Raw genomic sequence first — 14,618 nt, forward strand, 5'->3', positions numbered from 1 at the left:
ACCCGACAAAAATCAATCAATTCAAACTATTGTTCAACAATATGTCGCAAGAAGAGGATAGAGTTAACATCAGTCGAATGAACAAAACGTGTCAAACTCGTCCACTTGTTGAAGGAGGACGACGCCATTAGAGTAGAGCAAACGGCAGCAGGAGCGTGCAACGATGAAGATTCTGATTACCGGAGGAACCGGCTTTATCGGCCGCAAGCTGGTTGCCCATCTCAAGGTCAATCACGAGGTCGTGGTCTTGAGCAGGCAGGGGAGCCGCGCCTACTCCCTGCTCGGTCACGATATCAAGGTATTGGATAACCTTGACCGGCTCGATGACCTCAATGACGTGGATGCGGTGATCAATCTGGCGGGTGAACCCATCGCCGCCGGACGCTGGAGCGAATCGCGTAAACAGCTGCTCTGCGACAGCCGCTGGCTGCTGACCGAGCAGCTGGTTGATCTCATCAAGCTCTCCACAACGCCGCCCAAGGTGCTGATCAACGCCTCCGCCATCGGCTGGTATGGCAGACAGGGCACCGAAACCCTCGACGAGCAGTGCCGCTCTCCCAACGACGAGTTCACCCACCAACTCTGCCAACAGTGGGAGACCCTGGCACTGGAAGCACAAAGCAAGCAGACCCGGGTCTGTATCGTGCGGATCGGGCTGGTGCTCGGCATGGATGGGGGAGCGCTACCCAAAATGCTCCCCCCATACCGACTCGGACTCGGCGGCCCCATGGGGTCGGGCAGCCAGATGATGAGCTGGATCCATGTGCAGGATCTGGTGCGCGCCATCCTGTTTATACTGGAGCACGAAGAGTGCAGCGGCATCTTCAACGGCACTGCGCCCCATCCGGTCAGCAACCGGGAGTTCAGCCAGACCCTTGCCACCACGCTGCACCGTCCACACCTCTTCTTCGTCCCGGCGCCGCTGTTGCAACTGGTGATGGGGGAGGCGGCAGATCTGCTGCTGACCGGACAAAAGGTGATACCAGTTCGGCTACAACAGGCCGGTTTCCACTTCAGCTATCCCGAGCTGCCGAGTGCCCTCGCCAATCTGCTGCGCGAGCCCCGCTAACTCACACCTGTTCGCTGCGTCCACTCGTCAGCACCTCGCATAGCAAGCAGCCCGACCAAGGCCGGGCTGCTTGCTTATTGCGGCTGCGCTATTGCACCTTGTGTGTATCGGCTCGCGCTGGCCGGATTACAACAGTCCCTGACCCAGCCCCCGCAGCCGATCGCTCAGGGTGCCAGCCAGCAGCTGGCGCTGCATCCCCTGCCCCGCCAGCGTCACCAACAGCGCCCCCAGAGTCGGCAGGCCAAGCCAGATGGCCCAGTGGAACTGCCACAGCCCCTCGAACCACCACCACTGCAGGCCACAGGAGCAGAGCTCCACCACCATGGCGGCGCAGAGCCCCGCCAGCGCACCACTGGCCACCAGCTCCCAACGCAGCATCTTTTTCAGCAGTTCGCTGCTGGCACCCAGGGTGCGCATCAGCAGCAGTTCGCGCCGACGCTGAGCCATGCTGGCTTGGGTCTGGGTCAGCAGCACCAGCAGCGCGGCCACTGTCACCAGCCCCAGCATCAGCGCCAGTGCCCGGCTCACCTGCTCCGATACCTGAGTGAGCCGCGCAATCAGGTCATCCACATCGATAAGACTCACCGTGGGGTGGCGGCGGATCAACTCCACCTCGGCAGTGCGCCCCGCCTCGGGCAGCCGGTAGCTGCCAAGCCAGGTACGGGAGAAGGGTGCCAGCAGATCCTCGGAGAAGATCATGTAGAAGTTGGGGCGCATATTGTCCCACTTGATGCTGCGCAGACTGGTGACCCTGGCGCCAAAGCTGCGCCCCTCGATGGTAAAGGCGAGCATGTCCCCCAGCTTGATATCAAGCCGCTTGGCCAGCTCGCTATCCACCGACACCTCGCCGGGCCCAGCGAGCCATTTCCCGGCCACCAACTTGTTGTCGATTGGCAGGGTTGTTGTGGTAGTGAAGTTGAGCTCCCGATCGACCCCTTCACGGCCACTGCTGGCCCCCTCGCCCACCGCCTCACCGGCGATATGGGTCAGCCGGCCACGCACCATGGGATAGAAATCGGAAGTGGTGGCCCCAGCTGCCGCCAGTTCGCTCAGGATCCCCTCCCGCTCGTTCTCGGCCACATTGACCAGAAAACGGTTGGGCGCATCAACCGGGAGACGGGCCGAAAACTCATCCAGCAGATCGACCCGGGCCGCCCAGAGCAAGCCAAAGAGCATCAATGCCAGCGCAAAGCCCGCCAGCTGAAACAGGCCACTGCTGCGCTCGCGCGACAGGTGGGCGAGCGCCAACCGCAAGGCATGAGGCCCGCTCACTTTTACTCCCAGCCGCAACATCAGCGCCGCCAGCAGGGCCAGCAGCCCCATCAGCAAGCCCATGCCACCCACCAGACCCAGCGCCAGCCGCACATCGGCGGTAAAGCCCCAGACCAGCGCAAACAGCCCGAACAGGCCGACCGGCAGGGCCAGCCAGGGGGGAATACCCGCCTCCAGCTCCCGGCGCAATACCCGCAGCGGCGGCACCTTCAGCAGACGCAAGAAGGGCACAAAAGCGAGCAGCATGGTGATAAAGAGCGCTACCGCCACCCCCAGCGCAAAGGGGCGCCAGGAGGGGGGTGGCAGATCCGGCGGCAGCAGGTCCCCCAGCAGTTGCAAGGTGATCCACTGCATGGCTGTGCCCGCCACCAGACCCAGCAACGCACCGATCAGCGTCAGCGACAGCAACAGGGTTCCCATCAGTTGCCAGAGCGAGCGACGAGATGCCCCCAGGGTCTTGAGCAGCGCCACCATATTGGTCTGGCGCTCGGCAAAGTGGCGCACAGCAATCCCCATCGCCAACGCCCCCAGCAACACCCCGCTTAACGAGGCAAGCCGGAAGAAACGCTCGGCATTGGCCAGCGAGCGACCCACTTGGGATTCGCTGTCATCCGGTTTGATCCACTTCTGTCCGGCCTGTAATTGCGGCAGCAGCCACTGTTCGTAACGGGCCAGCGATTCCCGCGGCCCCTTGAACAGATAGCGCCACTGCTGGCGGCTGCCGGGGAGCAGAGCACCGGTCGCCTCGATATCGGCACTGTGGATCAGCGCACGCGGCGCCAGCAGGAAGGGGCTGAAGCCCTGATCCGGCTCCTCGCCAAGCAGGCCTGCCACCTTGAGCACCGTATTGCCCACCTCCAGCTCATCCCCCGTTTTGGCCTTAAGCAGCTGCATCACCCGGGCGGAGAGCCAGATCTCGCCGGGGGCCGGGGCACGGGCAGGTTCCAGAGTGAGCTTGCCGTAGAAGGGAAAACCATCGGGCACCGCCCGAATGGAGGCAAGCTGCAGCGCGTCGCCGTGAAACAGCATGCTGTTGAAGCTGACGGTGGTCTGCACCGCCAAGCCATCCTGTTTAGCCCGGGCTAGCCAGCCATCCGGCAGGGCGGCGGCGGTGCGCAGCACCCGATCCGCTCCGATAAAGTCGCGGCCCGACGCCTTGAGTCCGGCATCGAGCCGATCCGCCACCAATGCCACACTCAAGACACACGCCACGCTAAGCGCTAGCGCCAGCACAAACCAGCGCAGCTCGCCGCTGAAACCTTCCCGGCGCAGCAGTCGCCATCCCAATCGCCACTGCATCATCCCTTGCATCTCCCGCCTGACCCGCAGCTCACCCCGTTACACCACATCATGGGCCACCTCGCGATCCAGCCGACCCGCCGTCATGACCAGTTGCCGCTGGCAACGCTCGGCCAGCTGATGGTCATGGGTCACTACCACTAGCGTGGTGCCGTGCTTGCGATTGAGTTCAAACAGCAGCTCGATCACCTTCTCGCCGGTCTTGCTGTCGAGGTTGCCGGTCGGCTCGTCCGCCAACAGCAGGCTGGGACGAGTCATAAAGGCGCGGGCAATGGCCACCCGCTGCTGCTCACCGCCGGAGAGCCGTGGCGGCAGATGATGCAACCGCTCGCCAAGCCCGACCGCCGCCAGCAGCTCGCGGGCTCTTGGTTCGCAATCCCGCTCGCCGCGCAGCTCGGCGGGCAGCATCACATTCTCCAGCGCCGTCATGGTCGGGAGCAGCAGGAACGACTGGAACACAAAGCCGATCTGCTCGGCGCGCAATCGGGCCCGCCCCTCCTCATCCAGCTCACCGAGAGATTTGCCGAGGATCTCGATCTCCCCCTGACTCGGCATATCGAGCCCGGCCAGCAATCCCAGCAGGGTGGACTTGCCGGAGCCGGAGGCACCGACCAGAGCCACCGTCTCGCCGCTATTGACTTGCAGATCGATCCCTTCAAGGATGGTGAGGCTTTCCTGGCCGAGGCGAACCGATTTGCCGAGGCCCTTGACGACAATAATGGGGGTTGAACTCATGCTCTGTATCCTTTGTTCCAATCCCTTGATGACAATCCATAGCGGGAGTTGAATTGATGGTGCGTATTCTGTTTGTCTTGTTGGTTGGCCTTGGCAGCCTGCTCTCGTCGGCTCAGGCCCAGACCCTGCTTGTGCTGGGAGACAGCCTGAGCGCCGGCTATCAGATGCAGGTTGAGCAGAGCTGGCCCGCCCTGCTCAACCAGAAATGGCAGGAGGAGGGGGGCAAACACACCCTGCTCAATGCCAGCATCAGCGGTGAAACGACACAAGGGGCGCTGGCCCGTCTGCCCGCTCTGCTGAAGGAGCACAAGCCGGACTGGCTGCTGATCGAACTGGGGGGCAACGATGGCCTGCGCGGCTTCGCACCGACCATTACCCGCCAGAATCTGGCCAGCATGATCGCGCTCGCCAAGGAGCAGCAGACCCGTGTGGTGTTGACCCAAATCCAGCTGCCCCGCAACTACGGTGCCCGCTATCTGCGCCAGTTCGAACAGATCTTTCCCGAGTTGGCCCAGGCTAACGATCTGCCCCTGCTGCCCTTCTTCATGGATGATATTGCGCTGCGCCCTGAACTTATGATGAACGATGGTATTCATCCCACCCCTGCGGCCCAGCCCAAGATCCGCGACAAGGTAGCCGGTTTTATTGAGCCCCTTATGGAGCCATAAGAAACATCTCCCCTGTTTAACTCAGCAGCAGGCTGTTCATCAGGGCCCGCAGTTTGAGCGGTTTGACCGGTTTGCTGATATAGCCATACCCCCGATCGCGGATCTGCGCCTGCAACTCGCTCTTGCGATCGGCACTGATGATGATGCCTCCCAGCTCGTCGCCACACACCTGTTGCAGGACAGCGAGCGCCTCCAACCCGGTCTTGCCATCATCGAGGTGGTAGTCGGAGAGCACCAGCCGCGGCACAAACCCTTCTGTCACCAGCGCCTCGGCTTCGGCCAGATCGACGGCGCAGCGCACCTCGCAGCCCCAACGGCAAAGCAGGGTGCTCATGGCGGTCAGAATGTCCCGCTCGTTGTCGATGCAGAGCACGGCCACCCCTTCCAGTTGGCTGTCGCGCGCCACCGGCGCCGCCAGCTGATGGGCCGTGACCGGCCGGGTCGCCAGATTGAGGGTCACCGCAAAGACCGATCCCTTGCCCGGCCAGCTCTGCAATGTGAGCTGATGACCGAGCACCTGCGAGATGCCACGGGCGATGGCGAGCCCCAGACCCAGCCCCTGCTCCTTGGCGGTGCGGGAGTGATCGAGGCGGGAGAACTCGTCAAAAATAGCCTCCTGCTTGTCCTGCGGGATGCCGGGGCCGTTGTCCCATACCTCGATGCGGATCTTCTCCCCCATCCGGCGACAACCGAGCAGCACCCGGCCACCCGGGTTGTAGCGAAACGCATTGGTGAGGAAGTTCTGCAGCACCCGACGCAGCAGCCGCACATCGCTGTGTACCGCATGCTTGCTCTCCACCACCGAGAAGTGGATCCCCCCCGCCTGCGCCAACACGCCAAACTCAGCCTTGAGGTTGTCGAGCAGATCGCGCAGGGCAAAGTCGAGCTTCTTGGCCTTGAACTTGCCCGCTTCGAGCCGCGAGATATCGAGCAGATCGGTGATGAGATCCTCGGTCGCCCCCAGCGCATCGTCGATATGGCGGGCGATGCGGGCCTGCTCGCCAGCATCGGGCAACATCTCCAGCAGGGAGGAGGTAAACAGCTTGGCCGCATTGAGGGGCTGGGTCAGATCGTGGCTGACCGCCGCCAGAAAACGGCTCTTGGATTGATTGGCCCGCTCCACCTGCTGGTTCACCAGCAATAGTTGGCGGTTGAGTTCGGAGAGCTCACAGGTACGCTCGGCCACCCGCGCCTCCAGATGTTCGTTCGCTTCGCGCAGCACCCGCTCCGCATCACGAAACGGGGTGATGTCGGTAAAGGTCATGACGAAACCACCGGCGGGCATGGGGTTGCCCTGCATCTCGATCACCCGCCCGTCCGGGCGCTCCCGCGCCGAGATATGGGCGCTGCCGCGTTTCATAAAGGCGACCCGCCGCGCCACGTGATCCTCGATATCGCCGGGGCCACAGAGCCCCTGCTGGGCGTTGTAGCGGATGATCTCTTCAATGGGGCGCCCAGCCTGAATAAGCCCCGGCGGATAGTGGAACAGCTCGATGTAGCGGCGGTTCCAGGCCACCAGCCGAAGCTCCCTATCCACCACCGAGATCCCCTGCCCGATATGCTCGATCGCCCCCTGCAACAAGCCTCGGTTGAAGCGAAACACGTCGGAGGCCTCATCGACTATGGTGGCGATCTCCTCGAGCTGCATGTTGCGCCCCTGCAGGGCAGAGGCAAGCACCAGCCGTGCCGACGAGGTGCCAAACACCCCCGCCAGCAGCCGTTCGGTGTGGGCAATCAGCTCGGCCGAGGCCTGCATCTGGGGCGCCAGGGTGCCGCCCCGCTCACCGGCGAAGCGACCAAAGGCGCGCTTGACCCGGCTTGAGCCGACAAAACGAGCCGCCAGCATCTCCAGCTCCTTGACCGAGACCCGCGCCTGATAGAGGGCGGCGGTATCGCGGCTCGGCTTGCCGACAAAGTTGGCCGCCTGCAGCCGCTCGCTCACCGCAGGGCGCGACAGAAGCGAGCCTGCCACATAGCCGAGCAGGTTGAAGAGCAGGCTCAGGAAGATGCACCAGGCCCCGAGACTCAGCTCGCGAAACGCGGGCCAGTCCGGCGGCGCCAACAGTTCAGCCAGCGGTGAACCGGCCAGCAGCCCGCTCTCCACCAGCAGGGTCACGAACCAGAGGCTCACCCCGAGGCTCAACCCAAGATAGACCCCCTTGCGATTGCCGTGACGCCAGTAGAGGCCGAGCAGCAGGGCCGGCGCAAACTGGGCCACCGCGCCAAAGGAGAGGTAACCGATGCGCGACAAGCTGGTGAGATCGCCGAGCCAGAGGTAAAGCCCCCAGGCCGCCAGCAAGATCAGCAGGATGGCGCCACGGCGCACCTGCAACAGCAGCCGCACCAGCCGCTCGTCACGCCCCTGCCGCCAGAAGCGGCGCAGCAGCACCGGCAGCACCAGATCATTGCTCACCATGATCGCCAGTGCGATGGTGCAGACGATCACCATGCCGGTGGCCGCCGAGGTGCCGCCGAGAAACGCCAGCATCGCCATGCCATCGAAACCGAGGGCCATCGGCAGGCTGATCACATAGGTGTCGGAGGCCATGTCAGCCCCCACCCACTGTTTGCCCGCCAGTGCCAGCGGCCAGATAAAGAGCCCCATCACGAACAGGTAGAGCGGGAAGATCCAGCGCGCCCAGTGCAGATCCTGCCCCTGATTGTTCTCCACCACAGTCACATGAAACTGGCGCGGCAGGCAGATAACGGCGCACATCGCCAGCACCGTATAGATGGCAAGCTCCAGCAGGTTACCGGGGCTCACCGCCACCACCTGCGCAAAAAAGTCGCGGGTCACCTGTTCGTGAGCCTCGCCCGGTTTGCTCAGGATCAGCCAGAGGGCAAAGCCCCCCACCGCGATAAAGGCCAGCAACTTGACCACCGACTCGAAAGCAATGGCCACCACCATCCCCCTGTGGTGCTCGGTGGCATCGAGATGGCGGGTGCCAAACAGGATGCTGAACAGCGCCAGCAGCAGAGTGACCCCGAGCGCCAGCTCGCTGGTATTGCTGGTCGGGCTGATGCCGCCGCTGTTGACCATCAGCAGATCCAGCCCGGTGACGATGGCTTTGAGCTGCAACACCAGATAAGGGAGGATCCCCATGATGGCGATGAGGGCGATCACCATGGCGAGCCGCTGGGATTTGCCGTAACGGGCGGCGATAAAGTCGGCGATGGAGGTGATGTGCTCGCGCTTGGCCACCAGAATAAGGCGGGCCAGCAGCCGCCAGCCAAAAAGGAAGACCAGCATGGGGCCAAGGTAGATGGGCACCGGCGACCAGGGCGATTCACTCGCCTGCCCCACGGTGCCGAAGAAGGTCCAGGAGGTGCAATAGACTGCCAGCGACAGGCTGTAGAGCAGCGGTTGCCCCTTGAGACGGTGCCGTTTGTGCTTGTCTGCCACGAAGGCGATCAGAAACAGCAGCCCCAGATAGGTGAGCGACAATCCGATCAGCAGCCATCCCTGGTGCATCGATAACTCCTTGTCCATGTTGAGTTTTTGTATACAACCTCGCCAGTCTAGAGAGGCTGCTGCCAAAAGTCATCCCCTTCGGACAGATTGAAATTATCGTTTTTCAATAAGTTTAGCCTTGACTCTATATCGCAAAACGATAAACACTAGCGTCTGTTTATTGATAAACAATAATTTCATGCGCGCACGCTCCATCTTTTTTCTCTTTCAAGCAAGAGGTGAAACGATGAAACACCATACGCTCGGACACATCAGCGACCTTATCGAATGGTGCCTGCTGCTGACCCTGCTGGCAGCACCGTTCATAGCCCTAATCTTTCTGTCACATTCCATCTGGAGATAAACGATGAAACACAACAAGCTCGAACGAATGAGCGGCCTAATCGAGTGGGTTCTGCTATTTGCACTGGTGGCCACCCCACTTATGACCGTCATGGGAGCCTGGTCACACCTGTTGGGTGGCAACGACTATCTGCATCAGGAGCTGGTCGATGCCCTGGCAGTGAATGACGGTTCCACACTCAGTAATGTCCCACTGAACATGCCCTCACCAGTAGTGACCACTACGGCCCCCTCGATTGCCGACTACCCCCTCAATATGGGTACCCGCCTGCTGGCGACCTTGGTCATGCTGCTGCCTGATGTAGTTTTCATGCTCATCCTGTGGCAACTGCTCCAGCTGTTTCGTGGCTATCGATGCGCCATGCTGTTCACCTTCGACCAGATCCGTCGTTACAAAATGATCGGACTGCTGCTGTGTGCCAGTTTCATCGCCGAGATCATCACCACGCCACTGCTGGATATAGCGCTCACTCTGCAAGGCCCTGAACTGCACGGCACCATCAATATCAGCTCCTCAAACTTTCAGTTGCTGCTGGCCGGATTGATCGTCTCGGCGCTGGCACTGGTCATGCGCGAGGCCAAACTGCTGGCCGATGAACAGCAACTGACGGTGTGAGGATCCTATGCCCATTATCATCCGCCTCGATGCCCTGCTGGCCGAGCGCAAAATGACCGCCCGCGAGCTGGCCCAGCGCATCGACATCACCGAGGCCAATCTCTCGATCCTCAAGAATGGCCACGCCAAGGCGGTGCGCTTCTCCACTCTGGAGGCCATCTGCCGTGAACTCAATTGCCAGCCCGGCGATCTGCTGGGCTACGAGCAGGAGCACTAACCCCTTATGAGTCGTCATATCACCCTGTTTGCCCTGTGGCTGCTGCCGCTGTGGGCCTGCGCTGGCAATGACGCGAGCGGCCCCCGCTATCTTATCGAGCGGGGCGCCAGCGCCAATGTGCTGCAAGTGCGCCTCACCATGCAGGGCAAGCCCCCTTTTACCCTGCTCCCCGCTCGTCAGTTGCCGGGCAGTGCCACGCCGGTTTCCCCCGCGCTGGTCTGCCTTGCAGACAACCAGCCGGTTGCCCTCAACCAGCCCTTCTCCTGCAAAGAGGTTGGCTGGCAGATCACGCTCACACCGGCTCCGACAGTGGGTGCGGATGCCTCGGCCCAACAGTCGCTTCTGTTCGCTCCCAACCAGTGGCTATTGACCGAATGGGGTAACTTTGTGCGCCAGCAGGGGAGCCGCCAAGGGAAGGTATGTCTGCCGGATGGCAGCTGCCAACCGTTACCGGATGTCAACCAGCCACCGCTGATCTTGCCATTTGGTCTGCAAACTGTGCCCGTCACCAAGCCGGATCCGCGGCTGGTGCTGAGCCATGACGAGACCGCCAATCAGCTCGATCTGCCGGCCTTGCAGCAGCAACTGAATGAGATCATCGACTATCTGGCCTTCCAGCTCGATGTGGATCCACCCACTCACCCGTGGCAACTGGTGTGGCTGGGACGGGATGTGGCGACCCGCTCTCTCGGCGGCGCCGCCGGAGATCAGGTGTTTGTCGCCAACTACCCCACCGAGGCTGGCAAACCGACGCCACAGGCCCCCTTGCGCCTGCTGCGCACCTCGGCCCACGAGGCGGTGCATATCCTGAGCGCTCGCCACTCTGCTCCACAACCCACCTGGGTCAACGAGAGCCTCGCCGAGTACCTCGCCATCAAGGCGCTGCGCCGCTTTCGGCTGCATCAAGTCACGGCGGTCAACGAGCTGGCCGAGCGGGGCAAACAGCTGCCCCATAGCGAGAGTGGTCTCTATCGGGCGGCCCGCGAGGTGATGGCTGGCGATCGCTCCTACTACCCGCTCTTTTACGTCAAGGGGAGCGCCTTCTGGGAAGCGCTGGAGCGGGAGCTGCAACACAATGACGTGACGCTGGCCCAACTGCTGCCCCAACTGGGCTGGCTGCTGGATGGTCGCTTTGATGCCGCCTCCAATGAACTACTTGCCGGCACCATCGGCTCGAACACCTGGCGCCGTCTCAGCCGCCTCTATCTTGGCGAGCAGCAGTAACGCCGCAAACCGCAGCAACGAAAAAGGGAGAGCCGTGGCTCTCCCTTTTGTTAGGTGATGATTCAAATAGACAAATATCAAGCTGGAGCCCTCTCCTGCGCAGAGGGCGCAAAGGGGCGCAGCCGCAGGAAGAACACCGGCAACACCACCAGCACCATCAGGAAGAAGATGCCGCCGCCAAGTGGCTCGAACAGCACGCCGCAGACAGCCATCAGGGCCGCCACCGTCATGCCGAGGCCAAGGGCCGCATAGAGCGCCTGGGTCGGGATCAACTGCTCGGCCGGTAGCTGACGGGTCATAAAACGCACCGCCCCGAGATGACTCATGCCGAACGTCACCGCGTGGAGCAGTTGCCCCAGCACCAACACCCATAGCTCGGTCGAGGCACCCAGCAATACCCAGCGCACCACACAACCGATGGCACCGGCGATAAAGAGACTCTGGGCGCCAAAGCGCTGCAAAAAACGCTTGTCGGCGGCAAACATACAGATCTCCGCCACCACTCCGAGCGCCCAGAGATAGCCGATGATGGTGCCGCTATATCCTTGCGCCTTCCAGTAGATTGCGCTGAAACCGTAATAAGCGGCGTGGCTCCCCTGCAGCAGCGCGGTCAGCAGCAGGAAACGGCGCACCGGTGCGCTGCGCAGGGTTGCCAGCAAGGACGCCTTGGCGCGCTCGCCCTGACTATCCTGTGGCGCCGGATAGAGCGGCAGCCAGCTGAGCAGCAGCATCAGCACCAGCCCCGCCACCATGGTGTGCAAAATCCAGTCACTACCGAAGTTGCCCACCAGCGCCCCCACCAGAGTAGAGGCGACGATAAAGGCAAAGGAACCGCATAGCCGCACCTTGCCGTAATCGAGGTGAGCCTGCACCACGATGCGGGTCGCCAGCGCCTCACCCACCGGCATCAGGGTCGGATAGATAAAGTTCGCCAGCAGAGTCAAGCCCACCAGCCACCAGAGGTTATGACTGAGGTAGAAGCCGAGAAACGCCAGTAGACTGAGCAGGGAGAGCAAGCGGGTAACTGGCAGCAGATGCCCTGCCCCCTTGATCTGCCCCATCACCATCAGGTTGCCGGCAAAACGGATCGCCATCCCCGCCCCCAGCAGGAGACCGATCATCTCGGCGCTGACGCCCACCCCCTCCAGCCAGAGCGACCAAAACGGCAAGTAAGCACCGTAGACAAAATAGAAGGCGCCGAAAAAGAGCGCTAACCAGGAAAACGCGGGCATAGATCCTCTGCAACCGGATGACGGGAGCAGAATGATAACCCATCCTCCCCCGCAGATCCCGATGGAAACTCTGCGCAGAAAACGAAAAAAATTCAATAAAATTGAACTATTACCGAAGAGGTGGGGTCTACCTGGTAACACCTCCTCCTGGTTAGTGTTGCAATCCTTCCACCCGCCCACGGCGGGTTTCTTTTTTAGGCAAACATTTGCTCTGCTCCATCGTCACAACATGGCGGCGACAAAAAAGGGGCCGAAGCCCCTTTGATCATCTGCGTCTGTTGTTTGCTCTTTAGAATACGTATTTGACCCGTGCACTCAGGTTGCGGCCCGGTTCGGTCATCATGCTGTTATCGGAGCCCTCGGCACGACCGGCGATGCGCTCGTAGCTGGTGTACTCCTTGTCAAACAGGTTGAAGACCCCGACGTTGAGCTGCAGATCGCTCATCGGGTTGAACTGGGCGTACATATCCACCACACCCCAACCGGCGCTCTTCACGTAATCGTTGCCTTTGCTGTCTTTACGGACTTTGTCCATGTCGTCAGCAAAGCGCAGCGCGGTGTTGAAGTTCCATTGGGACTGTTCCAGACGCACACCGACCGAGCCGTTGAGCGGGCTCAGGCTGTTGATGTAGTTGCCATCCCCATCCTTGCCTTCGATGTAAGCAAGGTTGCCCCAGACATTGACGATGTCGTTGAGCCAGTAATCCGCCTTGGCTTCGACCCCTTTGGTGGTCGCCTTGCTCAGGTTCTGGTACTGGTAGACGGCGGTGCGCCCCTCTTTGCCCACTTCCACCATCTCGATGAAGTCTTCAAACTTGTTGTAGAAGCTGGCTACTTCATAGCTGAAGCCGTTGCTGCTGCCACGTACGCCAAGATCGATGCCGTCGCTGCTCTCCGGATTGAGGTTCGGGTTGGGCTCGATGCGATAGCCGTAAGCCTGATGGTTCAGGGTGGAGAAGGCGCTGTCATACATGGGGGCCTTGAAACCGTGGCTGTACTGGGCGAACAGGTTGGCCGCCTCGTGGGCCTTGAACACCAGACCCAGCTTGGGTGACAACTCCCCTTCGGAGAACTTGTGCAGCTTGTCGCCTGTGTAGGCCGGATCGTTGTCCGGGGTCATCCGGTAGTAGTCATAACGGGCACCCGGGGTCAGCACCCAGCGCTCGCCAAACTTGATCTCGTCAAAGGCCCACAGGGCACTGCGCTCGCTGGTGGTAGCCGGGAAACTCAGCTCGTTGTAGCCGACAAAATCACCGGGAGTCGTCGGCCCCTTGTAACGGGTACGTTCGTTATCGGTGTGCTCGTATTCAGCCCCCCAGGCCAGGCGGTGGTTGGCGACCGCCTTGTGGAACTGCAGCTGGGCGCCGATGTTCTTCTGATCGAACACGTTGTGATCCAGCGAGTTTTTGGTCACATAGGGGTTGCCGGGGCTGACTGGATACTTGGATGAGGCGTACTGATCCAGCGTCTGCTTGGTGCGGGCGAAATAGACCTTGCTATCCATCCGATCGGCCCAGCCTTGATTCAGCGCGATGCCGTGATCCAGCACCACTGAGAGGTTGTCGGTCTGCTTGTCGGTGATGGGCTGATCAAAGACACGGGCAGTGCCGGTACCGACCTTGTTGAGCTTGACCGCATCCGGCTCCTCGCCATCGGTCAGGTAGTCAACGGTCAGCTTGAGGAACTGCTCATCGGAGAGGTTCCACTTGCTCTTGAGCAGCAGGGCGTGGGTACCGATATCGAAGTCGTTCTTGGTGGAGTCGAAATTCTGGGTCACACCGCCATCGCGCCAGGTGTAGCGCAGCAGGTTCTCCACTTCACCAGTGCGCAAGGCGCCGGTAAAGCCCGCCATCTTCTGGTGGCTGCTGGAGGCGTAACCGCTGGTCACGTCCAGATAACTATCCTTGCCCTTGAGGAAATCGCTGGCATCCTTGGTGGTGATGGCAATCACGCCACCCAGCGCATCGGAGCCGTAGGCGGCAGAAGCGGGCCCCTTGGCCACTTCTATCTGCTTGATCATATCGGTATCAAAGTAGCTCTGGCCAACCCCGCCCTTGCTGTAGGCATCGTTCTGGCGCACACCGTCGCGCACCACCTTGACCCGGTTTTCACCCATGCCGCGGATGATAAAGGTCTGCGCATCCCCCTGACCGCCGAGCACAGTCACACCGGGTTCATAGCGGAACAGGTCGGCGACGTTGGTGACGACCTGCTCTTCAATCTGCTTGGCGGTGATCACCGAGATGGGGCCGGAGACATCTTCCAGTTTTTGCTCCATCCGTGAGCCGCTGACGACCACGACTTCATCCGCCTTCTGGGTGGCAGCAAAGACCTGGGAAGAGAGACCGGCCGCCACGGCGAGGGCAACCAGAGAGAGTGCGTTATGATGGGTCACAGCGAATCCTTATTGAGAACTGTTATCAAACAGGCCGCATATTACCCGGCTCTCGACAAAGATCAACAAGAAACGAA

At 61.3% G+C, this 14,618-nt stretch carries 10 protein-coding genes; 5 read left to right on the forward strand and 5 right to left on the reverse strand.

All coding sequences use genetic code 11. The annotated features are described in order from the left end of the window. Positions 1–163 precede the first annotated feature (163 nt). Positions 164–1,069 (forward strand): TIGR01777 family oxidoreductase, encoded by a 906-nt coding sequence (locus G5315_RS03975; protein ID WP_216953000.1) that lies wholly within the window; start codon positions 164–166, stop codon positions 1,067–1,069. 126 nt (positions 1,070–1,195) lie between these two features. Here G5315_RS03975 and G5315_RS03980 read toward each other — a convergent pair whose 3' ends face one another. Then, on the reverse strand, positions 1,196–3,643 hold the full coding sequence (locus G5315_RS03980) for an ABC transporter permease (protein ID WP_421332507.1): 2,448 nt from the start codon (positions 3,641–3,643) through the stop codon (positions 1,196–1,198). Between the two features lie 36 nt (positions 3,644–3,679). After that, entirely contained in the window at positions 3,680–4,375 is a 696-nt protein-coding gene (locus tag G5315_RS03985; protein ID WP_421332509.1) for an ABC transporter ATP-binding protein, read from the reverse strand. A 56-nt stretch (positions 4,376–4,431) separates the two neighbouring features. Here G5315_RS03985 and G5315_RS03990 point away from each other — a divergent pair, with 56 nt between their 5' ends. Beyond that, positions 4,432–5,043, forward strand: a complete 612-nt coding sequence (locus tag G5315_RS03990) for an arylesterase (protein WP_421332511.1) — start codon at positions 4,432–4,434, stop codon at positions 5,041–5,043. Between the two features lie 16 nt (positions 5,044–5,059). Here the strand turns inward: G5315_RS03990 and G5315_RS03995 are convergent, their stop codons facing one another. Then, complete coding sequence (locus G5315_RS03995) at positions 5,060–8,515, reverse strand: NahK/ErcS family hybrid sensor histidine kinase/response regulator (protein ID WP_421332513.1); 3,456 nt, start codon at positions 8,513–8,515, stop codon at positions 5,060–5,062. A gap of 346 nt (positions 8,516–8,861) precedes the next feature. Here G5315_RS03995 and G5315_RS04000 point away from each other — a divergent pair, with 346 nt between their 5' ends. Genes G5315_RS04000 through G5315_RS04010 form a run of 3 tightly spaced genes read left to right on the forward strand, consistent with a single transcriptional unit; the run spans position 8,862 to position 10,914 of the window. Beyond that, positions 8,862–9,473 (forward strand): DUF2975 domain-containing protein, encoded by a 612-nt coding sequence (locus tag G5315_RS04000; RefSeq protein ID WP_421205065.1) that lies wholly within the window; start codon positions 8,862–8,864, stop codon positions 9,471–9,473. 7 nt (positions 9,474–9,480) lie between these two features. Further along, positions 9,481–9,690: a helix-turn-helix domain-containing protein gene (locus G5315_RS04005; protein WP_201949611.1), complete on the forward strand. Its 210-nt coding sequence runs from the start codon at positions 9,481–9,483 to the stop codon at positions 9,688–9,690. Positions 9,691–9,696: 6 nt separating this feature from the next. Continuing rightward, positions 9,697–10,914 carry a hypothetical protein gene (locus G5315_RS04010; protein WP_421332515.1) on the forward strand — a complete coding sequence of 406 codons (1,218 nt, stop codon included), beginning with the start codon at positions 9,697–9,699 and terminating at the stop codon, positions 10,912–10,914. Positions 10,915–10,991: 77 nt separating this feature from the next. On the opposite strand, the gene G5315_RS04015 is transcribed toward G5315_RS04010, so the two are convergent. Together G5315_RS04015 and G5315_RS04020 are read right to left on the reverse strand one after the other, a co-directional pair. Further along, positions 10,992–12,146, reverse strand: a complete 1,155-nt coding sequence (locus G5315_RS04015; RefSeq protein WP_421332516.1) for a 3-phenylpropionate MFS transporter — start codon at positions 12,144–12,146, stop codon at positions 10,992–10,994. A 289-nt stretch (positions 12,147–12,435) separates the two neighbouring features. Beyond that, on the reverse strand, positions 12,436–14,541 hold the full coding sequence (locus G5315_RS04020) for a TonB-dependent hemoglobin/transferrin/lactoferrin family receptor (protein ID WP_421332517.1): 2,106 nt from the start codon (positions 14,539–14,541) through the stop codon (positions 12,436–12,438). Positions 14,542–14,618 lie beyond the last annotated feature (77 nt).

The organism is Aeromonas sp. 603607 (assembly GCF_049171595.1).
GTDB lineage: Bacteria > Pseudomonadota > Gammaproteobacteria > Enterobacterales > Aeromonadaceae > Aeromonas > Aeromonas veronii.